General features: G+C 74.0%; 17 protein-coding genes. 9 read left to right on the forward strand and 8 right to left on the reverse strand.

What is annotated here, in order from left to right; genetic code table 11:
* Positions 1 to 83: 83 nt before the first annotated feature.
* The 3 genes from ACZ4W9_RS31850 to ACZ4W9_RS31860 all read right to left on the reverse strand — a co-directional run bounded on the left by ACZ4W9_RS31850 (position 84) and on the right by ACZ4W9_RS31860 (position 2,666).
* Positions 84 to 536, reverse strand: coding sequence for an SRPBCC family protein (locus ACZ4W9_RS31850; protein ID WP_467941545.1), 453 nt, complete (start codon positions 534 to 536; stop codon positions 84 to 86).
* Between the two features lie 97 nt (positions 537 to 633).
* Entirely contained in the window at positions 634 to 1,164 is a 531-nt protein-coding gene (locus ACZ4W9_RS31855; RefSeq protein ID WP_467941547.1) for a GNAT family N-acetyltransferase, read from the reverse strand.
* 56 nt (positions 1,165 to 1,220) lie between these two features.
* Positions 1,221 to 2,666 carry an APC family permease gene (locus ACZ4W9_RS31860; RefSeq protein ID WP_467941549.1) on the reverse strand — a complete coding sequence of 482 codons (1,446 nt, stop codon included), beginning with the start codon at positions 2,664 to 2,666 and terminating at the stop codon, positions 1,221 to 1,223.
* Between the two features lie 200 nt (positions 2,667 to 2,866).
* On the opposite strand from ACZ4W9_RS31860, the gene ACZ4W9_RS31865 reads away from it, so the two are divergent.
* Together ACZ4W9_RS31865 and ACZ4W9_RS31870 are read left to right on the forward strand one after the other, a co-directional pair.
* On the forward strand, positions 2,867 to 5,584 hold the full coding sequence (locus ACZ4W9_RS31865) for a glycoside hydrolase family 2 protein (RefSeq protein ID WP_467941550.1): 2,718 nt from the start codon (positions 2,867 to 2,869) through the stop codon (positions 5,582 to 5,584).
* A gap of 230 nt (positions 5,585 to 5,814) precedes the next feature.
* Positions 5,815 to 6,306, forward strand: a complete 492-nt coding sequence (locus ACZ4W9_RS31870) for a nucleoside deaminase (RefSeq protein WP_467941582.1) — start codon at positions 5,815 to 5,817, stop codon at positions 6,304 to 6,306.
* A 3-nt stretch (positions 6,307 to 6,309) separates the two neighbouring features.
* On the opposite strand, the gene ACZ4W9_RS31875 is transcribed toward ACZ4W9_RS31870, so the two are convergent.
* Positions 6,310 to 7,164 (reverse strand): GNAT family N-acetyltransferase, encoded by an 855-nt coding sequence (locus tag ACZ4W9_RS31875; protein ID WP_467941552.1) that lies wholly within the window; start codon positions 7,162 to 7,164, stop codon positions 6,310 to 6,312.
* 653 nt (positions 7,165 to 7,817) lie between these two features.
* On the opposite strand from ACZ4W9_RS31875, the gene ACZ4W9_RS31880 reads away from it, so the two are divergent.
* Both ACZ4W9_RS31880 and ACZ4W9_RS31885 read left to right on the forward strand, forming a co-directional pair.
* The gene (locus ACZ4W9_RS31880) at positions 7,818 to 9,461 is read left to right on the forward strand and encodes an alpha/beta hydrolase (RefSeq protein WP_467941554.1); all 1,644 of its coding nucleotides are present in this window, start codon (positions 7,818 to 7,820) and stop codon (positions 9,459 to 9,461) included.
* Positions 9,462 to 9,611: 150 nt separating this feature from the next.
* Positions 9,612 to 10,139, forward strand: coding sequence for a DUF4232 domain-containing protein (locus ACZ4W9_RS31885; protein ID WP_467941555.1), 528 nt, complete (start codon positions 9,612 to 9,614; stop codon positions 10,137 to 10,139).
* Between the two features lie 9 nt (positions 10,140 to 10,148).
* On the opposite strand, the gene asnB is transcribed toward ACZ4W9_RS31885, so the two are convergent.
* Positions 10,149 to 11,990, reverse strand: coding sequence for an asparagine synthase (glutamine-hydrolyzing) (gene asnB / locus ACZ4W9_RS31890; RefSeq protein WP_467941557.1), 1,842 nt, complete (start codon positions 11,988 to 11,990; stop codon positions 10,149 to 10,151).
* A gap of 366 nt (positions 11,991 to 12,356) precedes the next feature.
* Here asnB and ACZ4W9_RS31895 point away from each other — a divergent pair, with 366 nt between their 5' ends.
* Both ACZ4W9_RS31895 and ACZ4W9_RS31900 read left to right on the forward strand, forming a co-directional pair.
* On the forward strand, positions 12,357 to 13,451 hold the full coding sequence (locus ACZ4W9_RS31895; protein WP_467941559.1) for a baeRF3 domain-containing protein: 1,095 nt from the start codon (positions 12,357 to 12,359) through the stop codon (positions 13,449 to 13,451).
* 119 nt (positions 13,452 to 13,570) lie between these two features.
* A complete protein-coding gene (locus ACZ4W9_RS31900; RefSeq protein WP_467941561.1) occupies positions 13,571 to 14,596 on the forward strand; it encodes a Gfo/Idh/MocA family protein in 1,026 nt (341 codons plus the stop codon).
* A 46-nt stretch (positions 14,597 to 14,642) separates the two neighbouring features.
* Here the strand turns inward: ACZ4W9_RS31900 and ACZ4W9_RS31905 are convergent, their stop codons facing one another.
* Positions 14,643 to 15,056 carry an SsgA family sporulation/cell division regulator gene (locus tag ACZ4W9_RS31905; protein WP_467941563.1) on the reverse strand — a complete coding sequence of 138 codons (414 nt, stop codon included), beginning with the start codon at positions 15,054 to 15,056 and terminating at the stop codon, positions 14,643 to 14,645.
* A gap of 350 nt (positions 15,057 to 15,406) precedes the next feature.
* Here ACZ4W9_RS31905 and ACZ4W9_RS31910 point away from each other — a divergent pair, with 350 nt between their 5' ends.
* On the forward strand, positions 15,407 to 16,804 hold the full coding sequence (locus tag ACZ4W9_RS31910) for a PP2C family protein-serine/threonine phosphatase (RefSeq protein WP_467941565.1): 1,398 nt from the start codon (positions 15,407 to 15,409) through the stop codon (positions 16,802 to 16,804).
* 72 nt (positions 16,805 to 16,876) lie between these two features.
* Here the strand turns inward: ACZ4W9_RS31910 and ACZ4W9_RS31915 are convergent, their stop codons facing one another.
* Positions 16,877 to 18,373, reverse strand: a complete 1,497-nt coding sequence (locus ACZ4W9_RS31915) for a DNA-binding protein NsdB (RefSeq protein ID WP_467941567.1) — start codon at positions 18,371 to 18,373, stop codon at positions 16,877 to 16,879.
* Positions 18,374 to 18,706: 333 nt separating this feature from the next.
* On the opposite strand from ACZ4W9_RS31915, the gene ACZ4W9_RS31920 reads away from it, so the two are divergent.
* Together ACZ4W9_RS31920 and ACZ4W9_RS31925 are read left to right on the forward strand one after the other, a co-directional pair.
* Complete coding sequence (locus ACZ4W9_RS31920; protein WP_467941569.1) at positions 18,707 to 19,855, forward strand: aminoglycoside phosphotransferase family protein; 1,149 nt, start codon at positions 18,707 to 18,709, stop codon at positions 19,853 to 19,855.
* A gap of 249 nt (positions 19,856 to 20,104) precedes the next feature.
* The gene (locus ACZ4W9_RS31925; RefSeq protein ID WP_467941570.1) at positions 20,105 to 22,075 is read left to right on the forward strand and encodes an N-acetylmuramoyl-L-alanine amidase; all 1,971 of its coding nucleotides are present in this window, start codon (positions 20,105 to 20,107) and stop codon (positions 22,073 to 22,075) included.
* Positions 22,076 to 22,087: 12 nt separating this feature from the next.
* On the opposite strand, the gene ACZ4W9_RS31930 is transcribed toward ACZ4W9_RS31925, so the two are convergent.
* Complete coding sequence (locus tag ACZ4W9_RS31930) at positions 22,088 to 22,585, reverse strand: hypothetical protein (RefSeq protein WP_467941571.1); 498 nt, start codon at positions 22,583 to 22,585, stop codon at positions 22,088 to 22,090.
* Positions 22,586 to 22,736 lie beyond the last annotated feature (151 nt).

Raw genomic sequence — 22,736 nt, forward strand, 5'->3', positions numbered from 1 at the left:
GGGGGCACGCCCGGGCCGTCGCACCGCGAGGAGGCGAACGGCGAGGCCGGTCCGCCGGGCGGACCGGCCGTCGCGCCCCCTCGTCAGCCGGCCGGCACCCGCCAGGGCTCCTGCGGCAGGGGCCGCCCCGTCTCCAGCAGCGTCTTGAGGTTGGACAGCACGGCGGGCCAGCCGGAGGCGACGGCCGCACGCTCGCCCTCGTCGCCGAGATCGTCGTGCGTGACGGTCAGCCGGACGACGTCCTCGTGCGGCCGGATCGTGAAGGTGACCCGGGAGTGCCGGCCCTCCTCGCCGGGCGCCGCCCAGGTGGTCACCAGCCGGACCGGCGGCTCGCTCGCCACCACCCGCCCGGCCACGTCGGCGATGCCCGAGCCGTCGGTGCGCACGTGCTCCCAGCGGGAACCGGGCCGCCAGTCGGAGACGTTCCGGTGCCCCCAGTAGGCGGCCGTCCGGTCGGCGTCGGTGAGCGCTTCCCAGACCCGCTCGGGCGTGCTCGCGATGTAGAGGACGTACTCGAAACCGGGTGTGTCGGTCATGGCTTCCTCGGTTCGTCGCCGCGCGGCACCGAGGCGGTGCGTCCCCTCCGTCCCGCCGTACCGTGCCGCTCAGGGTGGCGAGGCGACCGCCCGGGGGTCAAAGGTCCGCGCCGGGCCCGGCCGGCACGGTGAAGGAGATCCACACGTCCGGCGGCAGCTCCGGCCGGCCCGGCACCGGCCGTTGCTCCCGGGTCCAGGCCTCGCCGGCGAGGTCCGCGGCGACCCGTGGCCAGAACCGCACGGCTGCCGGGTTGTCGTCCTGGAAGGCGATCTCCCAGCGTCCGGGGTGCCGGGTGAGCACCTCGCGCGCGGCCCGCAGCCCGATGCCCCGGCGCCGGGCACCGCGCACCACGAAGAAGCTGTTCAGTATGCGTACCGGCCCGTCGAGCCCGCGGACGAACGCCAGCCCGGCCGGGTGGTCGTCCCAGATCAGCAGGTACGGCACCCAGCCGGGTCCGGTGAAGGCGGATGTCACCCATTCGCTCCGGAAGGAGCCGTCGGCGGCGGGCAGGCCGCCCCGGAACTCGGAGAGATCGTGACGGAACATCAGCCACAGCCGTTCCACGGCGGGCCGGTCGTCGGAGGTCGCGGGGCGGACGGCGAGGTCCGCGGTCATGTTCTCTGTCATGAACGACAGCGTCCCCGGCGGAGCGGGGTCCGGCCGGGGATTCGGTGTCCGTGACTCTAGCCCATTTCGAGGGCGTTGGGCGTCGCGTCGACGTCCTCGCCGGTCTCCTTCGGGCCGAACGGCCAGATGCTCTCGTGCCGCGCCCATCCCAGGAAGGCCACGCAGCCGAGGGCCAGCCAGGCCAGGGACCACTCGACGGGACGGCGGCCCGGGGAGTTGCGGTCGGCGTAGCCGTAGATGACGCACCAGCCGGTGAAGGCGACCACGCTCGGCACGGGATACAGCCACATCCGGTACGGGCGGGGCAGGTCCGGGCGGCGCCGGCGCAGGACCGTCAGCGCGACGATCTGGGCCAGCGCCTGCACGATCACCATCACCGTGGTGAGCAGCTGGATCAGGGTGGCGAGGTCGGTGTGGCGGCCGAGCAGGAAGCCGGCGGCGGTGATCACGCCCAGGGTGGCCAGGCCGTACACCGGGAACCGGTGCCTGGGGTGCAGCTTGCCGTAGGGGCGGAAGAAGACGCGGTCGCGGGCGGCGTCGCAGGGCACCCGGGAGCCGCCGAGCAGGCCGGTGAAGACGGAGGCGAACGCGGTGACGAGGATCAGCGCCGTCACCGTGTCCGCCGCCGCCCTGCCCCAGGTGTCCTCCAGCACCGCGGAGGCCACCGAGGTGGAGGCGATGTCGTGCGGGTCGGTCATCCGGTGCCAGTCGACCACGCCGAGCGTGCCGATCTGGAGCAGCAGGTAGATCGCCATGATGCCGAGGATCGAGAAGAGCACGGAGCGCGGCAGGGTCCGGCCGGGGTCCTTGATCTCGGCGCCCAGGTAGGCGGTGGTGTTGTAGCCGAGGTAGTCGTAGATGCCGATGGTGAGGCCCGCGGCGAAACCGGGCCAGTAGTGGTCGCTCATCACATGGAAGGCGCCCGCCGGGTAGGTGAAGGCCATGTGGGGGCTGAAGTGGGTGGCCGCGGCGACGATCACCAGCAGCACGGAGGCGATCATCACGGCCCACATCACCGCCGTGATCCGGGCGATGTGCTCGATGCCGCGCCAGAGCAGGAGCACCGCCAGGGCGATCACGCCGAGGCCGATGAGGTCACCGGCCGTCCGCCCGAGGCCGGGGGCGAGGTAGCCGAGGTACTGGACGAAGCCGACCACACCCGTGGACATGATCAGCGGGATGAACAGCATCGCCGTCCACACGAACAGGAAGGGCATCAGGCGGCCGGTGCGGTGCCGGAAGGCCTGGCGCAGATAGACGTAACTGCCGCCCGAGCCGGGCAGGGAGGCACCCAGCTCGGCCCAGACCAGCCCGTCGCACAGGGCGAGGACCGCACCCGCGACGAAGCCGATGACCGCCTGCGGGCCGCCGAACGCGGCGACCATCAGCGGGATCGTCACGAACGGACCGATGCCGCACATCTGGCTCATGTTGATCGCCGTCGCCTGGAACAGGCCGACACGGCGGGCGAAACCACCGGTGGGGGGCGGGGTACCGGACAATGGGGACTCCTGACACGACGGGTGGCCGATGCGCCCGGCGGCGACTGGCCCGCTGTCGGACCCACGGCGGGGAAACGATCCTGCCCAGGTTGGCGGCGTCCCGTGCCGGTCTCCGCGAGGCTCGTTGACAGTGTCCGGGGCGCGACCTAGCGTGACCAAGGTTAGTAAAGTTTCCTAACTTTACGAGGCTGGAGACCGCCGTGTTCCCTCGCCCCACCCGCCGGCTCCCCCTGGCCGCCGCGGCGCTTCTCGCCCTGGGCGGCGCCCTGACCACCGGCGCCTGGGCCGGGCGCGGGGAGACGACCGAGCCCCGCCGGCCCGAACGGATCACGCCCGTGCCCTCCGCCGCGGGCACCGCCACCGCGCTGTCCGGCTATGCCATCCAGTCCGCCGCGAAGGTGGGCGACCCGGCGGCGGCCGTGTCCTCCCCCGGCTATCCGGCGCAGAACTGGTATCCGGCGGGTCCCCGTTCCACCGTGCTGGCCGCGCTGCTGGCGAACGGCGTGTACGCCGACCCGTTCCGCTCCACCAACCAGCGGCAGATCCCGCGGGCCGACTTCCAGGTGCCGTGGTGGTACCGCTCGGACTTCGCGGTCGAGGACACCACGCGGCGCACCTTCCTGGACTTCAGCGGCGTCGTCTCGGCGGCCGACGTGTATGTGAACGGCCGCCTGGTGGCACCGGCCTCGCGGGTCACCGGCGCGTACACCCGCCATGAGCTGGACATCACCTCGCTGGTCAGGCGGGGCACCAACACGGTCGCCTTCCGGGTGCGGCCCAACGACCCCAACCGCGACCTGACCATGGGCTGGCTGGACTGGCTCCAGCCTCCGCCCGACCGGAACATGGGGCTGGTCCGGGACGTCCTGGTGCGCCGGGGCGGGCCGGTCGCGCTGCGCGACGCGCACGTGGTCACCAGGCTGGCGGTGCCCTCGCTCGCCACCGCCGACCTGACGGTCAGGGCCCAGGTCCGCAACGACACGGGCAGCGCGGTCACCACGGAGGTCACCGGCAGTGCCGGCGGGACCCGGTTCGCCCGGACGGTGACGCTCGGCGCGCACGAGTCGAAGACGCTCTCCTTCTCCCCCGCCGACGTCCCCGGTCTGCGTCTCACCCGGCCCAGGGTGTGGTGGCCGGCCGGGATGGGCGGGCAGCCGCTGTACGACCTGGACCTCACCGCCACCGTGGCCGGCACGCCGTCGGACACCGCGCACGAGACCTTCGGCATCCGCGACGTGCGGGCCCCGCTGAACTCCGACGGCGCCCGCCAGTACCGCGTCAACGGCCGCGCGCTGCTGGTCAAGGGCGGCGGCTGGTCCCCGGACGAGTTCCAGCGCTGGGACCGCGCCTACACCGAGGACCGTCTGAAGTACGCCCTGGACCTGGGTCTGAACACCCTCCGCCTGGAGGGCCACCTGGAGCCGGACGAGTTCTTCGACCTCGCCGACCGCTACGGCCTGCTCGCCCTGCCGGGCTGGGAGTGCTGCGACAAGTGGGAGGGCCACGTCAACCCCAACGGGTCCGGCGAGCGGTGGTCCGGCACCGACCACGCCGTGGCGAAGGCGTCCATGGCCGCCGAGGCCGCCCGGCTGCGCGACCACCCGAGCGTGCTGTCCTTCCTGATCGGCAGCGACGCCGCGCCGGACGCCACGATCGAGCGGGGCTACCTGGACGCCCTGGAGGCGGCCGACTGGCCCGTCCCCGTGGTCCCCGCCGCCTCCGACACGTCCTCCCCGCGGCTCGGCGATTCGGGCATGAGGATGACGGGCCCCTACGACTGGGTGCCGCCCGGCTACTGGTATGCCAAGCAGGAGGGCGGGGCCACCGGCTTCAACTCCGAGACCAGCGCGGGCCCGAGCATCCCCACCCTCGACACCCTGCGCCGGATGATGACACCGGCCGAGCTCGACTCCCTGTGGAAGGACCCGGACGCCCGCCAGTACCACCGTTCGCCGTCCGTCACCTTCGGCACGCTCAAGATCTACGACGAGGCGCTCGCCGGCCGCTACGGCGCCCCGACGGGCCTCGCCGACTATGTGCGCAAGGCCCAGCTCGCCCAGTACGAGACCGTGCGCGCCCAGTTCGAGGCGTACCGGCGCAACGCGACCGACGCCGAGCGGCCCGCCACCGGGGTCGTCCACTGGATGTTCAACAGCGGCTGGCCGTCCCTGCACTGGCAGCTGACGGACCGTTACCTGGATCAGAACGGCGCCTACTTCGGCGCGAAGAAGGCGAACGAGCCGCTGCATGTGCAGTTCTCCTACGACGACCGCTCCGTCGTGGTGGTCAACAACCGCACCGCCGCCGCCCGGGGCCTCACCGCACGGGCCACGCTGTTCGACCCCGACGGCACCCGCAGGTACGACGAGAGCGCCGGCGGGGTGACGGTGGACGGCGGCGGGGCGCACGCCACCGCGCTGACCCTGCCGGCCTCGGTGGACGGGGAGTCGCGCACCCATCTGCTGCGGCTGGTGCTGACGGACGCGGACGGCAAGGAGGTGAGCCGGAACGTGTACTGGCTCTCCACCCGGCCCGACACCCTCGACTGGAGCGACACCACCTGGTACTACACCCCGACGACGGAGTACGCCGACCTCACCGGGCTGGCCTCGATGGCCCGGGTGCCGGTGTCGGCGACCGCGGTCACCCGCGCGTCGGGGGGCGTGTCGACCACCACGGTGACCCTGCGGCGCGGCGGGGGCGGGACGACTCCGGCGCTGCTGACGGACGTCGACGTGGTGGGCGCGGACGGCAGGCCGGTGCTGCCGGTGCGCTGGTCGGACAACCAGGTGAGCCTGTGGCCGGGCGAGTCGGTGACGCTGACCGCCGCCTACCGGACCGCCGATCTGCGCGGCTCGGCGCCGCGCGTGCGGGTCTCCGGCTGGAACACACCGCAGAGGACGGTCCCGGCGTCCTGACGGGAGCGAGGGCGGGAGCGGGCCCTCCCCCGGGCCCGGCGACGCCGACGTGACGGCCTCGTCGCGGGCCACGGTCGCCGCGCGGGGATCGCCGCCGGTTCGGCCGGGTGCCGGCGCGCCTTCCCGGCCGGGCGGCGTGCCGTTGCCCCCGTGGCAAAGGCGCTGGCCGAGCGGGGGGCGGTGGCCGTAACCTGCCCGGCCGGGGATCATGACGTATGGAGGTTGAGCCGATGGTGCGCGACGCCGAGCTGCGGTATCTGCGCCGCTGTGTGGAGCTGGCCGAGGAGGCGCTCGATGCCGGTGACCAGCCCTTCGGGTCGGTGCTCGTGGCCGGGGACGGCACCGTGCTGGCGGAGGACCGCAACCGGGTGGCGGGCGGGGACCACACCCGGCACCCCGAGTTCGAGCTGGCCCGCTGGTCGGCGGCCCGCCTGACGCCCGAGGAGCGGGCGGCGGCGACCGTCTACACCTCCGGTGAGCACTGCCCTATGTGCGCGGCGGCGCACGCCTGGGTGGGGCTCGGCCGGATCGTGTACATCGTCTCCTCCGAGCAACTGTCCGCCCTGCTCGCCGAGTTGGACGTGCCCGCACCGCCCGTGCGGACCCTGCCGGTGCGGGACGTCGCACCCGGGGTGACCGTGGCGGGGCCGGTGCCGGAACTGGTGGACGAGGTGCGGGAGCTGCATCGCCGCTACCACTCCGGGCGGCCCCGACTCGGCTGAGGGTCAGCCGAGTTCGAGCGTGGTGACGCCGAACACCCGCTCCCGGGCGTGGGCGCGCACCGGGCCGGTGTACATGCGGGCGGTCTCGAACGAGGGCCGCAGGCCCGCCTGTTCGGCGAGGGCGGTGCCGGCCGCGTTCGGCTCGGGCACGTCGATCGCGATCTCCCGGCCGGTCACGTCGGCGGTGAGGGCGGCGAACAGGGCCCGGGCGTCGGCGGCGGTGTCCGCGAAGAGGGGGCCGATGCGCAGGGTGTCGTGGCCGGGGCGGAGCACGCCGTAACCGGTCAGGCGGCCCTCGTGCTCCCGGACGACGGCCTGGTGGCCGGGCGCGGTGAGCCATGCGGCGACGAACCGGGGGCGGTCGGCGGGGTGGCAGGCGCTGTCGTAGGCGGTGATCGCGGCGAGGTCGGCGGGGCCGGCCGGGCGGACGCCGGCGGGCGGCTCGGCCGCGGGGGCGGGGCCGGTGAACCGGATGGTGCGGTGGGCGAACCGGAAGCCGGACTGGCGGTAGTTGTCCTGCTGGGCGACGACTCCGTCCAGGCCGACGGTGCGGTTCCCGGCGTGCGCCAGCGCGGTCTTCCAGGTGGTCAGGCCGTGTCCCTGGCCGCGCAGGCCGGGACGGACCAGATAGCAGCCGAGGAAGGCGAAGCCGGGGCCGTGGTTCACCACGGAGATCGCGGAGACCGGTTCCCCGTCGATCCGGCCGAGGAAGAACCCGTCGGGGTCCTGGGCGAAGAACGCGGGCCCGTCGGACAGCCCGGGGTTCCAGCCCTCCGCCGCCGCCCACCCGCTGATCACCGGCCAGTCGGCGAGGGTGGCCTGGGTGACGACGAGGTCCTGGGGGGCCGCAGAGGTCATCGGTGCGCTCCGTTTCCGTCGGGGTCGGGCTTGCCGTACGGCACGGCCCTCGGCCGGCCGCCCGCAGCATCCTTCCGGATCATCGGGGGCGACGCCATGGGAAGATCGGCCGACGGGCGCCGGGGTGCGCGCACGGCACCGGCCCGCTCCGGCGGAGGGGATGGTGTGGACTCCGTACGGTCACGGGAGGCGGTGCCTTCCGCGTGAGCGGCCCGGGGCCGGGGGCGCCCGACCTCCATGTGGTCACCGTCGCGGCAGTGGCGGCAGGGGTGTCCGCGCGCCTCGTGGTCCGACGCCGTCGCCTGAGCCGGCGGCCCGGGGGGCGGCCGCCGCACGGGCACCGTCACGGGCAGCAGCGACCGGGACGCCCGTCCGCCTCGTGTCCCCGCCCCTCATGGGCAGCGGTGCCGTCACCTCGGCCAACAAGTCCGGGACGCACCCGCCGCGACGAGCACCGCGCCTTTCATCCCATCGAGCGGCATTGTCGAACCGCCCGCGAAGCCGCCGGATGATCAGCAACGGACACACAGGGTGCGCAGGATACGGCGGCGGGTGCCGTTCCGCCCGCCGGGAGGCGGGCCTGAAGGGGCCCGCTTATGGTGATCCGAGGGCGCCGTCCCCGGTCCGTGGCGACGCGTCCCGGGAGGCGATCGATGCTGGCCATGCTGTCCACACGGTCCGCCGTGCGGCGCTGCGCGGGCGCCTCGGTGCTCGCCCTGGCGCTGCTCGGGGCGGGGCTGCCCGCGGCCGCCGCCGGCCGGCCGCAGCCGGACCTGACCCGCTTCTACCGGCAGCAGGCGGTGTGGGCCGCCTGCCCGGGCCCGGACATGCCGGAGGACCTGCAGTGCGCGAAGGTCACCGTCCCGCTCGACTACGCCCGGCCGGGCGCGGGGACCCTGGACGTGGCGCTGGCCCGCTACCGCGCGACGGGCCCCTCGCACGGCTCGGTGCTGCTCAACTTCGGCGGCCCGGGCGGCGCCGGCATCCCGGAACTGGCCTCCGGGGGACGGCAGTTCATGGACCTCACCAACGGCTATGACGTGGTCACCTTCGACCCGCGCGGCGTCGGCCGCTCCTCCCCCGTCAGCTGCGGCGACGGCGGTGCCCCGGTTCCCGCGGTGCCGAAACGGGACCCGGGTGCCGGCCGGCAGCGGGCACTGTTCCGGCAGTTGCGGCAGGTGGCCGAGGAGTGCGCCCGCAACTCCGGTCCGGTGCTGCCCCACATCGGCACCGTGAACGCCTCCCGCGACCTGGACGTCATCCGCCAGGCGCTCGGCGACGGGAAGCTCAACTACCTCGGGTTCTCCTACGGCACCCGGCTCGGCGCGGTCTACGCGGCGCAGTTCCCGGACCGGGTCGGCCGGCTCGTCCTGGACGGCGTGGACACGCTGACCGAGTCGCCGGCCGAGCAGGGACTGGCGGGTGCCGAGGGACAGCAGACGGCACTGGAAGACTTCCTGGACTGGTGTACGACGGATGCCGGCTGTCCGTTCGGGCAGGACCGGCGCCGGGCCGGGGACGAGGTGATCCGGCTGGTGCGCGCGCTCGACCGGGACCCGGTGCCGACGGGCCTCGGCGGCTCGTTCGGCGGCCAGGACCTGGTGGGCGCCCTCGGGCAGGGCCTGTACAACAGGCAGTCGTGGCCCTCGCTGGAACGCGCGCTGGCCTCGCTGGTGGAGGACGGCGACACCCGCCGGGTCCTGGGCTTCGCCACGGGCGGCATCGTCCTCCCGCACGACGACCGCTCCCCCGCGGACCCCGCCGGCCCGGCGCCCCGCGACCGGCACCGCGCGCACGGCGGGCTGACCGACGCCGCCGACATCCCGGCGGACAACCTGCCGGCCGCGCTGATGGCGATCAACTGCGCGGACGACCCCGACCGGCCCGACGCGGCCCGGCTCACCGAGGAGATGCGCACGCTGCGGGCCGCGTACGACCACGCCTCGCCGGTCTTCGGCCGCTACCGGCTCACCCAGCTGCTGCTGTGCTACGGCCGGCCCGCGGGCACCGACTTCATCCGCGAGCGGGTGAAGGACGTGCACACGGCGAAGATGCTGCTCGTGGGCACCCGCGGGGACCCGGCGACGCCGTACCGGTGGACCGTGGAGACGGCCCGTCGGCTGGGCCCCTCGGCGGTGGTGCTGGACAACAAGGGCGAGGGCCACACCGGGTACTCCTCCTCCATGTGTGTGCACCACAAGGTCAATGACTTCCTGCTCTACGGCACGCTGCCGGCCGGCGGGGGCTCCTGCCCCGCGGACGCTCCCCCGGCCACCGGCCCGGAGGGCGCCGGCTGACCACCGCGCACCCGCCGCCGCCCGGTGCCGCGTGCCACGGCCGGGTGACGGCCGCGGACCGGGGCAACCCCCCGGGCCTGCCGGCCGTCACACAGGGCAGGCGGGTTCCGGCCGCCGCACCCGCTCCCGACCACGACAGGGGGACATCCCATGCGCTTCCGTGCCGCCACCGCCGTATCCGCCGCCGCCTCGGCCGCCGCCGCGGCCCTGCTGCTGACCGCGCCGCAGAGCCAGGCCGCCGCCGGTCACGAACGGCCCGCCCGCTGCGCCGCGCAGGCGCTGACGGTCCTGGCGAAGGCCGCCACCGGCCACCCGACCGTGCTGCGGGTCAGCGTCACCAACCACACCGCCCGCGCCTGCCTCGTCGACCATGTGCCCACGGTGACCTTCGGCGACCTGGACGGGGCCGCGCTGCCGCTGCCCGAGGGCGGCACCGGCGATCTCCGGCTGGCGGCGGGCGGCACCGCCTACGCCGCCGTGCGGACCATCGCCGATCCGGCGGACCCCGAGGCCCGCCGGGCGGACTCGGTCACGGTGGCGGCCTCGGCCGCGCACTGGGGCCGCTCCTTCGGCCCCGGGCGGCTCGGCACCGGCCGGCAGGTGCTCGTCTGGGAGCCGGTGACCACCTGGTGGCAGCCGACGGCACGGGACGCCGACCGGATCATCGGGCTGGACTGAGCGACCGGCTCAGCCGAGCACCAGCTCGGGCGCGTACAGGTCCAGCCACCCGGCGAGGTCCAGGGCGCGCTCCAGGCCGCGCCGGGCCGCCTGGGTGCTGACCGGCGTGTCGCGTTCGGAGGCCTCCCGCACCCGGTCCCGGTCGAGCAGGTCGAACACGGGGTGGGAGGGCCGGGCCAGCAGTTCCTTGACCTGTTCCTGGATCGCGCGGGCGTACCCGGGGTCCTGGGTGGACGGGTAGGGGCTCTTCACCCGGTCGTACACCGACTTCGGCAGGAGGTCCGCCGTCGCCTCCCGGAGCAGGCTCTTCTCCCGGCCGTCGAAGGACTTCAGGGCCCACGGCGTGTTGTAGACGTACTCGACCAGCCGGTGGTCGCAGAACGGCACCCGGACCTCCAGGCCGACGGCCATGCTCATGCGGTCCTTGCGGTCGAGCAGCAGGCGCACGAAGCGGGTCAGGTGCAGATGGCTCATCCGCCGCATCCGGTACTCGAAGTCGCTCTCGCCGTCCAGCCGGTCGATACCGGCGACGGCGGTGCGGTAGCCGTCGGCCACATAACCTTCGAGGTCGAGGGCCTTGGCCAGGTCGGCACGCACCACATCGGCGTCCTCGCCGAAGTGGCGGCCCATGGTGGCCAGCCACGGGAAGGTGTCGGCGTGGCGCGCCTCCTCGTCGAAGAACTGCAGATAGCCGCCGAAGACCTCGTCGGCGGACTCGCCGGACAGGGCGACGGTGGACTTCTCGCGGATCGCGCGGAAGAGCAGCAGCAGCGAGCTGTCCATGTCGCCGAGGCCGGACGGCAGGTCGCGGGCCCGGATCACCCGTTCGCGGACGCCGGGGTCGGAGAGGGCGTCGGTGCCGAGCACGATGTCCTGGTGCTCGGTGCCGGCGAGCCGGGCCACGTCGTGCACGAAGGGTGTGTCGGGGGTGCCGCGCAGTTCGTCGGCGACGAAGTTGTCGGCCTGGCCGGCGAAGTCCACGGCGAAGCTGCGCACCTTCTCGCCGTGGACGGCGAGCTGCCGGGCGGCCAGCGCGGTCATGGCGGAGGAGTCGAGACCGCCGGAGAGCAGGGTGCAGCGCGGCACGTCGGAGACCAGCTGGCGGCGCACGATGTCGTCGAGGAGCGAGCGCACGGTGGCGATGGTGGTGTCGCGGTCGTCGGTGTGCGGGCGGGTCTCCAGGCGCCAGTACACACGGGTGGACAGGCCGGAGCGGTCGACGGTGACGACGGTGCCGGGCTCCACCTCGGCCATGCCGTCCCAGACCGCGTGCCCCGGCGTCTTGATCATGACGAACAGCTCGCGCAGGCCGTCCAGGGTGACGCGGGCCCGGGCCAGCGGGTTGGCGAGGATCGCCTTGGGCTCGGAGCCGAACAGGACGCCGTCCGGGGTGCGGTAGTAATAGAACGGCTTGATGCCCATGCGGTCGCGGATCATCACCAGCTTGTCCCGCCGGCCGTCCCACACGGCGAACGCGTACATGCCGTTGAGCCGTTCGGCGATCGCGTCGCCCCACTCAAGATAGCCGTGCAGCACCACCTCGGTGTCGGAGTCGGTGGTGAACCGGTGGCCGCGGTCGGTGAGTTCCCGGCGCAGCTCGGTGAAGTTGTACGCCTCGCCGGAGTAGACCAGGGCGACGGTGCCCTCGGGTGTGGGCACGGACATCGGCTGACGGCCGCCGGGCAGATCGATGATGGCGAGCCGGCGGTGCCCCAGTGCGGCGGGGCCCTCGGTCCAGGTGCCGCGGTCGTCCGGGCCCCGGCAGGCCATCGTCTCGGTCATCGCGTCCAGAGCGGCGGCCTCCGTGGTCAGATCACGGTCGAAGGAGACCCATCCGGTGATGCCGCACATGCGCTACCTCCTGCCTCCGGCCGCCGGCGGACCACCGCTCACCTGCGTCTTCCTCGGGTACGGGGGGCCCGCCGGGCAAACCAGTTGTATCGAGCATCTATATCGAGAGTCCCTCGGGCGTCCGGCCGAGTCAACGCGCCGGAAACACGGGACGGGTATCCGCGCGACGGTTTCGGCCGCGTTTTGCCTCAGCGAAATCCGCGGATCCGCACGTTGCCGCAGACCAGCCGACAGGAACCGGCCACGGGCAAAGACTTCCTCAAGTAAACGACGTGTTACGTCTTCGCGATCAGAAACCGCACCGGGACCACCGAAGTCCGGATTACCCCGAATGCCGTAATGGTGATTCCGCCCTATCGTGCTGTCATGGAGCACGCACTGAGTCCCGCGACCCTCGCCGAACTGCGCCGCCCGCGCCCCTATCCGGCGGTCTCCGTGCTGACCCCGACGCACCGCCGGCAGCGCGGCGACGGCCAGGACCAGGTCCGGCTGCGCAACGCGCTGACCGAGGCGCGCCGGCGCCTGGAGTCCGACCCCGCCGTCACCCGCGAACGGCGTGCCGACGTCGAGGCACAACTCGACCGCGCCCTCGCGGAGGTGGACCTGACCCATCCCGAGGACGGTCTGGTGATCTTCGCCGCGCCGGGTGAGCACCAGGTGTGGTCCCTCGCCCGCCCCGTACCCGAGCGGGTGGTGCTGTCGGACACCTTCCTCACCCGCAACCTGGTCTCGGCCCACGCCGCCGAGCGGCCCTTCTGGGTGCTGTCGCTCTCCGCCGACCGCGTCACGCTGTGGAGCGGCGGCGCCGGCCGGGTCGTCGAGGACCGCACAGGCGGCTTCCCGCTGATCCGCGCCCGGGAGAACTTCGACGCCGAGCGGCTGATGCGGATCGGCGACCAGCCGAGCACCTTCCGCGACGAGGACACGCGCCGGTTCCTGCGCGACGCGGACGCCGCCATGGACAGGGTCCTGCGCGCCCGGCCCCGGCCGCTGTACCTCACCGGCGAGCAGGCGGCGCTGTCCCTGATGGAGGAGGCCGGCAGCGTCGCCCGGTGCGCCGTGCCGGTGCCGCACGGCGGGCTCGCCCACGCCGGTCCGGAGGCGGTGTGGCAGGCCGTCCGGCCGGTCCTGGAGGAGGAGTCCCGCCGCACCGCCGCGTCCGTCGCGCGCGAACTCACCGCGGCACGCGGGCGCAGGGCCTACGCCGCCGGGGTGGACGAGCTGTGGCAGAGCGCCCGGGACGGCCGCGTCCGGCTGCTGGCCGTCGAGGAGAACTACCGCACGACCGTCCGCGAGACCGGTGACCACCTCGAGCCGGCCGAGTCCGGGGACCTGGACGCCCGTGACGACATCGTGGACGAGATCGTCGAGCGGTGCCTGGAGACCGGCGCCGACGTGCGCTTCGTCCCGGACGGCACGCTGGCCGACGCGAACGGCATCGCCGGGGTGCTGCGGTACTGAGGGACCCCCGCCCGCGGCGGCGCGAAGCCGGAGCGCCGCCGCACCGCGCCGCTCCCGGCCCGCTCTCCCCGCGCGCCGCGTACGCTACGGCGTGATCGTCGGCGTAAGGGAGCGTGCGCATGGGTGAGCTGCTGGGTGTGGCGGTACTGGGTGCCGGACACATGGGAGCGGACCACATTCGGCGCCTCGACCGGGTGGTCAGCGGCGCCAGGGTGGCGGCGGTGGCCGATCCCGACCTCGCCCGGGCCGAGGCCGCGGCGGCGGGGCTGGACCGGGTCACGGTGCACACCGACCCGCTGGCCGCGCTCGACGCGCCCGGCGTGGCGGCGGTCCTGATCGCGTCCCCGGGCCCCGCGCACGAGGAGGCCCTGCTCGCCGCCTTCGATCGTCGGCTGCCGGTGCTGTGCGAGAAGCCCATGGTGCCGGACTCCGCCGGTGCCCTGCGGGTGGTGGAGGCCGAGGCGGCGCTCGGCCGCCGGCTGGCGCAGATCGGCTTCATGCGCCGCTACGACGCGGAGTACCGGCGGCTGAAGGCGCTGCTGGACGACGGCGCCCTGGGCCGGCCCCTGATGCTGCACTGCACGCACCGCAACGCCTCCTCCCCCGGCCACTTCACCAGCGCCATGCTCGTCAACAGCTCGGTGTCGCACGAGATCGACGCGGCCCGGTGGCTGCTCGGGCAGGAGCTGACGGCGGTCACCGTGCTGCGGCCCGCGCCGTCCTCGCGCGCGCCCGAGGGCCTGCTCGACCCGCAGTTCGTGCTGTTCGAAACGGAGTCGGGGGCCCTGGTGGACGTCGAGGTGTTCGTCAACTGCGGCTTCGGCTACCAGGTCCGCTGCGAGGCCGTGTGCGAGGCGGGCAGCGCGCGGATCGGCGAGGCGCACACCATGGTGGTCACCACCCCGGACGGCGCCCGCGAGGAGGTGGCGCGGGACTATCTCGTCCGGTTCGCCGACGCCTACGACCGCGAGGTGCAGGCCTGGGTCGACGCCACCCGGCGCGGCGAGGTCACCGGTCCGGGCGCCTGGGACGGCTACGCCGCGTCCGTGGTCGCCGAGGCGGGCGTGCGGTCCCTGGAGACCGGCACCCGGGTGCCGGTCGAACCGGCCCCCCGCCCGGACCTGTACGCCCGGCCCGGCCGCTGACGCCCACGGCCGCGCGAGCGGGGCACCGGGGCGCCGCCGGACCGGCTCACACGCCCCCGAACAGCGCGCTCAGCCCCCGCTCCACCACCCCCGACACGTCCTCCTCGCCGCTCGCCACCACCTCGTACGTGCGCCCGAGGAAGCCCCGCAGCACCGCCGCCCGGAAGAGCAGCAGGGCCATGCCGTGCGGCGAGTGCAGTTCCATGACGGTCCGGGTGCGGCCGTAGGGCCATATCCGTACGTCCCCGTGGCCGGCCGGGGCCCCGAGCCCCTCGTCGAGCAGGGAGCGGGCGAAGGTCCAGGTGACCTCCTCCCCGTGCAGGGCGGCCTCGGCGGGGAAGTCCAGGTACACCGCGAGCGGGTCGTCCGCGGTGTACCGGAGCGTGGCGGGCACCGGGACCTCCTGGTCCCCTGCGGCGACGAGGCGGGCGTGGGCGAGCTGTGCGACGGTGGTGTCCATGCTCATAAGGAGTCCGCGCGGGCCCCTCACATGGCGTCAATTCCGGTCAGAATTCGGCAGGTACCGGCCGCTCGGCCGCTTCACGGAACGCGATGTCGGCGAACATCCGCGCGAACACCGGGACCGGACCGCCCGTCTCACCCAACTCGCGTACCCAGCCTACGACTTGACCGGCGCGACGAGTACGGCCGTTCGTCCCCTTCGATGCCTCTTCAAGGACCCTGGCATATGCCTGAGGCACCACCGTATCGTGTGTTGCCAAATCCCTTACAGGCCGTCGCGGGCTGTGCAAGAGTCGTAACGGTCCCCCACCGCCGCCCGCCGTACCGTCCCCCCATTCCGGAGTGCTCATGCCGTCCCCAGTCTCCGCGGACCGCCCAGCCGCCCAGCCGCCCGGCCGCGGCTCGGTCGAGGCGCTGATCACGCAGACGCGGCGGCTCAAGGGCGACGTGGACGCCGTACGCCGCGGCACCCGGGTCGACGGCGCGGACCCCGAGGAACGCTGGCAGCGTGCGCTGTACGACCTCGCCCTGCACCAACTGAACGACGTGGACGCCCACCTGGCCCAGCTGCGGGACGGACCGCCGGCCGAGCGGACCCCGCCGGCACCGGCCGCCCAGGACGGCTCGCTGCTCAGCCGCGTCGGCAGCGCCGAGTGGAACCTGCTGACGGACGAGGCCACCTGGTCCGCGGAGCTGTACCGGATCCTCGGCCTCGACCCGGCCCGCCCCGCCCTCACCCTGGACGAACTGCCCGGCCTGGTGCCGGAGGAGGACCGGCCGAAACTCACCGAGATGGTGACGGCCTGCCTGGTCGACGCGAGGCCCATCGACGGCGAGTTCCGCGTCGTACGCCCCGACGGCGTCGTGCGGACCGTCCACATGATGGGCGAACCCGTGCTCGGCGCCGACGGCGGCACGACCTCCATGTGGGCCGTGCTCCGCGACGTCAGCGAACTGCGCCGCAGCCAGCGGACGGTGAGCGAGACCCGTGACTCGCTGCACCGGCACCGCCGGCGGGAGCGGACCGAGCACCGGATCGCGGCGGAGTTACAGGAAGCCGTGCTGCCGCCCTGGCACGGCTCCCTGCGGCTTACGCACCAGGGGCCGGTGACCCTGGACCTGGCCGCCCACCGCCTCCCGGCCGCGACCGCCACCCTGATCGGCGCCGACTGGTACGACGCGCTGGACCTCGCCGACGGCCAGACCCTGCTCACCGCGGGCGGTCTCACCGGGCAGGCGGTCGCCTCCGGCATGGCGATGCTGCTCGGCGCCGTACGCGGCATGGCGATGGCCGGGACCCGGCCCGGCCGGCTGCTCACCCTGCTGAACCGGTTGCTCGACACCGCCGCGCAGCCCGCCCTCGGCAGCGCCGTCTGCTGCCGCTACCGGCCCACGACCCGCACCCTGGTCTGGGCGCGGGCGGGACACCCCGCCCCGCTGCTGTACCGCGACGGGACGGGGCGCCTGCTCGACGCACCGGACGGCACTCCTCTCGGCGCCTCCTCGGGCAGCGTCTACGAAGAGGCCGCCGTCACCCTGCGACCGGGCGACCTGCTCCTGCTGCACACCGGTACCCTGCTTCCCGAGCACGACGGGACGGCGGCCGCGGACCGGCTGCTCGGCCTCGCCCCCCGGTTCGGCCCCGCGCACACCGCGCGGGACTGTGTGCGCACGGTCGTCGAGGAGTTCGGCGGACCCGGGCGCGAGGACGACGCGTGCGTGCTCGCCGCGAAGGTCACCGCATGACGACGGCCACCGCCTGACGCTTCACCACCGCGGGCCGGCAGCCGGCCCGCCGGACCGGACGGCGCGCGGGCCCTACGCCTGTACGCCGGCGCCGGCCGTCCCCGCCCGCTGCTCGGGCAGGGAGACGCTGATCTCCTCCCGCAACTGCTGGATCTTCGGAGAACCGGCGTACTGCGCGGTCAGGCGGTACATCTGCCGCAGCCGGTCCCAGGTGCGACGCGAGGAGTTCGAGCCCATCGCCATCAGGGCCAGCCGCGCGTAACGGTCGGCCTGTTCGGGGTCGTCGGCGATGAAGCAGGCGGACGCCATGGACAGATGGTCGAAGATCTTCGAGCGCTCCCGCCCGTCCACCCGCAGGGCCAGGGCCTTCTGCGCGTAGTGCCGGGCGTGTTCGGCCGCGCCCGGGTCGAACTCCGCCAGGGTGCGGTAGGCCAGCGCCTGCATGCCGTACAGGTCGGCGTCCTTGAAGGTCTGCATCCAGTCCGGCGTCGCCGCGTCCTGCCGGTCGACGACGAACAGGTCCTCCGCCCGCCCGAGCGTGCGGCGCATCGCCTGCCCCTTGCCCATCGACGCCTGCGCCCAGGCCTCGATGGTGTGGAACATCGCCTTCGTACGCGGCTGGAGGCGGTCCCCCGCACCGGACCGGGCGAGCCTCATCAGGTCCAGGGCCTCGTCCGGGCGGCCGAGGTGCACCATCTGCCGGGCCGCCCGGGACAGCGCCTCCCCGGCACGCGGCCGGTCACCGCCCTCCCGGGCGGCGTGCGCGGCGATCATGAAGTACTTCTGCGCCGTGGGCTCCAGGCCGACGTCGTGCGACATCCAGCCCGCCAGGACGGCGAGGTTGGCGGCGACGCCCCACAGGCGCCGCTGGAGGTGGGGCGGATGGTGGTAGGCGAGCATGCCGCCCACCTCGTTGAGCTGGCCCACCACCGCCTTGCGCTGGAGCCCGCCGCCGCGGGCCGCGTCCCACGCCCGGAACACCTCGACCGAGCGCTCCAGCGCCTCGATCTCCTGGGATCCGACGGGAGCGGCCTCGTACCGGTCGAACCCGGCCGGGTCGGCGTGCAAGGGGTCGTCGAGAACAGGGGCATCGGCCCTCAGGGCCGGGTCGGTGTGCAGCCAGTCGTGCATGGCACCGCTGAGTGTGGATCCCGTGGCGAGCGCGGCACCCGCGCCCACCAAGCCGCGTCGGTTGAGCATGAGGTCCATTCCCGTGAATTCGGTGAGGACCGCGGCGGTCCGCTCGGGCGGCCAGGACAGGCCGTCGGGATGTTCCTCGATCCCGTCGCCCTGCCGTTTCCCCGCACGCCCCTGCCGTACCAGACCGAGGTCCTCGATGGTCACGACACGGCCGAGACGCTCGGTGAACAGGGCCGCCAGCACCCGCGGCACGGGATCGCGCGGGATCTCTCCCATGTCGATCCACCGCCGTACCCGGGAGGTGTCGGTCGCCAGCTGGGAGTGGCCCATGGCCGCCGCCTGCCGGTTGACCTGCCTCGCGAGTTCGCCCTTCGTCCAGCCGGCCAGGCCGAACAGGTCCGAAAGGCGGGTGTTGGGTCGTCCGCTCACGTCAAGCCCCCAGGTTCTCGGCTGAGTTGACAGTAGCCGGGTGCGGGTTGCCGGGCGACTATTCGCCACGGTTCGCCAGGGTCCGCCAGATGGTGTGCCACCGGCCATCGGGTGTCAGGTAGGAAAGCGCCACCCCGACCCGGTCCGCCACCTCCCGGTGACGGCCGTCCGGTCGCACATGCCGGGCACATTCCCCAGGGTGTGCCCGGAGGGCCGGGTCGGGTGGGCGCACGCTCCCGAACCACGCTCACGGGGCACGCCCCCGCGAGCACGCGTTCGGCGTGCGGACGTACAGGCAGGCACAGCAGGCACACGAAGGGATCTGTCTTTCCCATGTACGCAGCATCGTCCTCCGTGTCCGCCCCGGTCCGGCCGCTGCGCTCCCGTCCCGCGGGCGGCGGGCCGTACCTGGACCCGGTGGCGCGTCCGGGCGTCCCCGTGCCGGGGGTGGTCCGGCCCCGGCGGGTCCCGGGCCGGCCCGGGACCCAGCCGCTCAGCGGGCGACTGGACCTGTCCGGCCCGCAGGGCGCACGGCTGCGGACCGCGCTCGCCTCGGTGCACCGGATCTGCCCGGAGTTCGCCCCGGTGCAGGTGCTGCGGCAGAGTGGGCGGTCGGTCCTCCTGGTGGGGACGACGGGACGCGGGACGGCGGTCGCCAAGTGCCTCCTGGACCACTCGTCCGCCTGGGTGGAGCGGAGCCGTCAGGAAATAGCCGCATACCGCTCGTTCGTCCGGCACCGGCCGCCGGTGCGGGTGCCGAGGCTGATCGCGGCGGATCCGGACAACTGCACGCTGGTGATCGAACGGCTGCCGGGCCGCCCGGTGGCGTCGCAGCGGCATCCGATGGAGGCACCGCCGCGCGCGGACATCCGGGCCGCGCTCGGCACGATCTGCCGAGTGAACGCCTGGCGGCCCCCGGCGGGCACCTTCGACATGCCGCTGGACTACGCCGCCCGGATCTCCCGGTACCACGAGCTGGGCCTGCTCACCGACCGGGACCTCGGCGACCTGCAGAAACTGCTGCACGGCATCGCCCACGAGGTGGGCCGGCACGGCATGCTCCAGTTCTGCCACGGCGACGCCCTGCTGTCCAACATCCTGCTGTCCCCGGCCGGTCCGGCGCTGGTGGACTGGGAGCACGCGGGCTGGTACCTGCCGGGCTACGACCTGGCGACGCTGTGGCTGGCCCTCGGGGACGCCGCTCCGGTGGCCCGGCGGCACATCAGTCAGCTCGCCCAGTCGGCGGGCCCGGCCTCCCGGGACGCCTTCCTGGTGAACCTGATGCTGCTGCTGACCCGGGAGATCCGCACCGTCGAGACGGCCGTGCAGCGTTCGATGCGGGAGGCGACCCCGCCCGTCCCCGGCGCGGCACAGCCGGGCGCCATGTCGTCCGGCGAGGAACAGCGGCTGCTGCTGCGGCGGTTGCACGACGACTGTCAGCTCGCCCGCAAGGCGGTACGCGCGGCGGTCGGCACCCGCTGACGGGGGGGCGGTCCGCGGTGCGCCCCGAGCGGTGGCGCACCGCGGACCTTTCGTGCGGGCCGGGGCGGTGGCCAGTGGTGTACGCCAGTGACGCCCCGCAGGCCCGGACCACACCCCCGCGAAACTCGTCGCGAGCCCTCCACGACGTGGGAAGTCGCCCTCCTGTCGGCCTCATTGACGGGACGTCGGACAGCCGGTACCACTGACCCAGCCCGGCGCCGCACGTCCCGCCCTTCACTGGAGGCCGCCTTGCGAGGACCCGCCACCGCTCCCCCGGCCCCGGCCGGCCCCGGACGCCCGCTGCGGGCCGTCGTCCCGCTCGCCTCCGCGGCCCTGCTGCTGTCCCCGCTCGGCGCGGCTCCCGCCCACCCCGCCCCGGACTCCTCCGCGCACCGCCTGCAACAGGCGTTCGCCACCGCGGCGGCCGACTACGACGTACCGCAGAGCCTGCTGCTGGCCGTCTCCTATCTCCAGTCCCGCTGGGACCGGCACGGCGGCGCGCCCAGCGTGACCGGTGGCTACGGCCCCATGCACCTCACCGACGCCCGCACCGCGCTCGCCGCCACGGAGCACTTCGCCCACGGCACGGAGGACGCCCGCGGCGACACCGCCCGTCCCGCGCCGCACCCCACGGCCGGGGCGCCGGCGCCCTCGGCGGTCCCGGCGCGACTGCGGACGCTGCCGCGGGCCGCGGAGCTGACCGGTATCCCGGCCGCGCGGCTGCGCGCGGACCCGGCGGCGAACGTGGCCGGCGGCGCCGCACTGCTCGCCGCCGCGCAAAAGGAGCTGGGCGCACCGGCGAGCGCCGACCCGGCCGACTGGTACGGCGCGGTGGCCCGGTTCTCCGGGGCCGACGACACGGCGACCGCCGCCGCGTACGCCGACGACGTGTACGGCGTGCTGCGCGGCGGCGAGGAACGGGTCACGGACGACGGCCAGCTGGTGACCCTGGCCGCCCGGCCCGGGGTGCGCCCGGACACCGGGCGGCTGCGGGCGGCGGGCCTGCGCACCCTGCCCGCGGACGGGACCGAGTGCCCCCGGTCGGTCGCGTGCACCTCGGTCCCCGCGCCCTACGAGGAGTTCGGGGACAACGACTACGGCAACCACGACCTCGGCGACCGCCCGGCGTCCCAGCGGATCAAGTACATCGTCATCCATGACACGGAGGGTTCCTGGGAAGGGGTCATGCACCTGATCCAGGACCCCACCTATGTGTCGTGGAACTACACGATTCGCTCGACCGACGGGTTGATCGCCCAGCATGTGAAGGCGAAGGACGTGGCCTGGCACGCCGGCAACTGGGATGTCAACGCCCGGTCCATCGGCATCGAGCACGAGGGGTTCCTCGCCGCTCCGGACGCCTGGTACACGGAGGAGATGTACCGCTCCTCGGCGCGGCTGGTGCGGTACCTGGCCAGGACGTACGGCATCCCGCTGGACCGGCAGCACGTCCTGGGCCACGACAACGTGCCCGGGCCGACCGCCTCCACCCTTCCGGGGATGCACACGGACCCCGGCCCGTACTGGGACTGGCGGCACTACTTCCGGCTGCTGGGCCGGCCGCTGCGGCCCACGGCCGGACCGCGCTCGGGCGTGCTGACGGTGCTGCCGGACTACGACGCGAACCGGCCCGTGTACACCGGCTGCGCCGCGAAGGGCGAGCCCTGCCCCGCGCACGGCTCCGGTGAGGTGCGGCTGTACACGGACCACGACGAGAACGCGCCGCTGGTCAGGGACATCGGCCTGAGGACGGACCCGACCGACGGGGTGAACGATCTGTCCTCGCGGGTCTCCACCGGCCAGCAGTACGCGGTGGCCGACCGCTGGGGCGACTGGACGGCCATCTGGTACCTCGGGCAGAAGGCCTGGTTCCGCGACCCGGCCGGCGAGCGCACGGCGGTGCCCGCGAGGGGCCTGGTGGTGACCCCGCGCGAGGGTCTGGCGAGCGTCCCGGTGTACGGCCGTGCCTATCCGGAGAAGGCGGCCTACCCGCAGGGTGTGCCCGCCCAGTCGGTGGTGCCGCTGCCGTACACGGTCCCGGCCGGGCAGCGGTACGTGGTCGGTGACGAGGTGCCGGGCGAGTACTACTACGCGGTCACCTTCACCCCGGACGGGCACCGGGTGGTGACGGGCGGGGACCGGTACTACGAGATCCAGTACGGCCACCGGGTCGCCTTCGTCCGGGCCGCGGACGTGACGGTCGGGGACGGGGCCCGCTAGGGCCTGTGGGTGTCAGCCCTGCTGGAACAGTTCCGCCGGGAGCGGCTTCAGCAGGGCGTACAGGTCGTCGGTGATGGGCCGGTCCCAGGCGGCGATGGTCACGAGGACGCCGTCGCTGCGGTCGAACTGGACGCAGGAGATCCGGCTCTCCGAGAGCTTCAGCCGCCGCACGATGAGGAGGTTGTCGCCCTGGAGCACCGGGGTGTCCTCGGTGCCGACCACGGTGACGTCCTCGTCGTTCTCCAGCGCCAGCAGCAGCTGGCCGACCTCGAAGGGGATCTCGTCCTCGGCGACGTCGCGGGCCGGGGAGCCCTCCGGGAGATTGCCGATGATCATGGCGGGGCCGCGTCCGCCGAACAGGTCGTAGCGCAGGAAGACGCCCTGGCAGGTGCCGTCGGGGGCGGGCAGCAGGCCCGCGCCGAGATTGCCGGGCCAGTCGCCCGGGTCCATGGCCAGCACGTCGAAGTCGGGTCCGGCAGGGGTCGCGCTGCGGCGGCGGAGGAACGACATGCGGCCATGGTACGTGCCCGTGCTCCGGTGGGTGACCTGTGGGCGGCCGGGTGACCGGCTAGCTGTACTGACCCGTGAGGTTGGGGACGCGGCTGGCGGGTGGTTGCCCTTTCAGCGCGGTGTGTCCGCGGTGGTGATTGTAGGTGTGCAG

The organism is Streptomyces sp. NPDC029296 (assembly GCF_055569255.1).

Excerpts from the sequence above, each read along its gene's own strand:
- ACZ4W9_RS31895 (WP_467941559.1), top strand. The coding sequence starts at position 12,357 with ATGGAGCACGCACTGAGTCCCGCGACCCTCGCCGAACTGCGCCGCCCG.
- ACZ4W9_RS31885 (WP_467941555.1), top strand. The coding sequence starts at position 9,612 with ATGCGCTTCCGTGCCGCCACCGCCGTATCCGCCGCCGCCTCGGCCGCC.
- asnB (WP_467941557.1), bottom strand. The coding sequence starts at position 11,990 with ATGTGCGGCATCACCGGATGGGTCTCCTTCGACCGTGATCTGACCACG.
- ACZ4W9_RS31910 (WP_467941565.1), top strand. The coding sequence starts at position 15,407 with ATGCCGTCCCCAGTCTCCGCGGACCGCCCAGCCGCCCAGCCGCCCGGC.
- ACZ4W9_RS31875 (WP_467941552.1), bottom strand. The coding sequence starts at position 7,164 with ATGACCTCTGCGGCCCCCCAGGACCTCGTCGTCACCCAGGCCACCCTC.
- ACZ4W9_RS31880 (WP_467941554.1), top strand. The coding sequence starts at position 7,818 with ATGCTGGCCATGCTGTCCACACGGTCCGCCGTGCGGCGCTGCGCGGGC.
- ACZ4W9_RS31920 (WP_467941569.1), top strand. The coding sequence starts at position 18,707 with ATGTACGCAGCATCGTCCTCCGTGTCCGCCCCGGTCCGGCCGCTGCGC.
- ACZ4W9_RS31900 (WP_467941561.1), top strand. The coding sequence starts at position 13,571 with ATGGGTGAGCTGCTGGGTGTGGCGGTACTGGGTGCCGGACACATGGGA.
- ACZ4W9_RS31850 (WP_467941545.1), bottom strand. The coding sequence starts at position 536 with ATGACCGACACACCCGGTTTCGAGTACGTCCTCTACATCGCGAGCACG.
- ACZ4W9_RS31870 (WP_467941582.1), top strand. The coding sequence starts at position 5,815 with ATGGTGCGCGACGCCGAGCTGCGGTATCTGCGCCGCTGTGTGGAGCTG.
- ACZ4W9_RS31930 (WP_467941571.1), bottom strand. The coding sequence starts at position 22,585 with ATGTCGTTCCTCCGCCGCCGCAGCGCGACCCCTGCCGGACCCGACTTC.
- ACZ4W9_RS31905 (WP_467941563.1), bottom strand. The coding sequence starts at position 15,056 with ATGGACACCACCGTCGCACAGCTCGCCCACGCCCGCCTCGTCGCCGCA.
- ACZ4W9_RS31855 (WP_467941547.1), bottom strand. The coding sequence starts at position 1,164 with ATGACAGAGAACATGACCGCGGACCTCGCCGTCCGCCCCGCGACCTCC.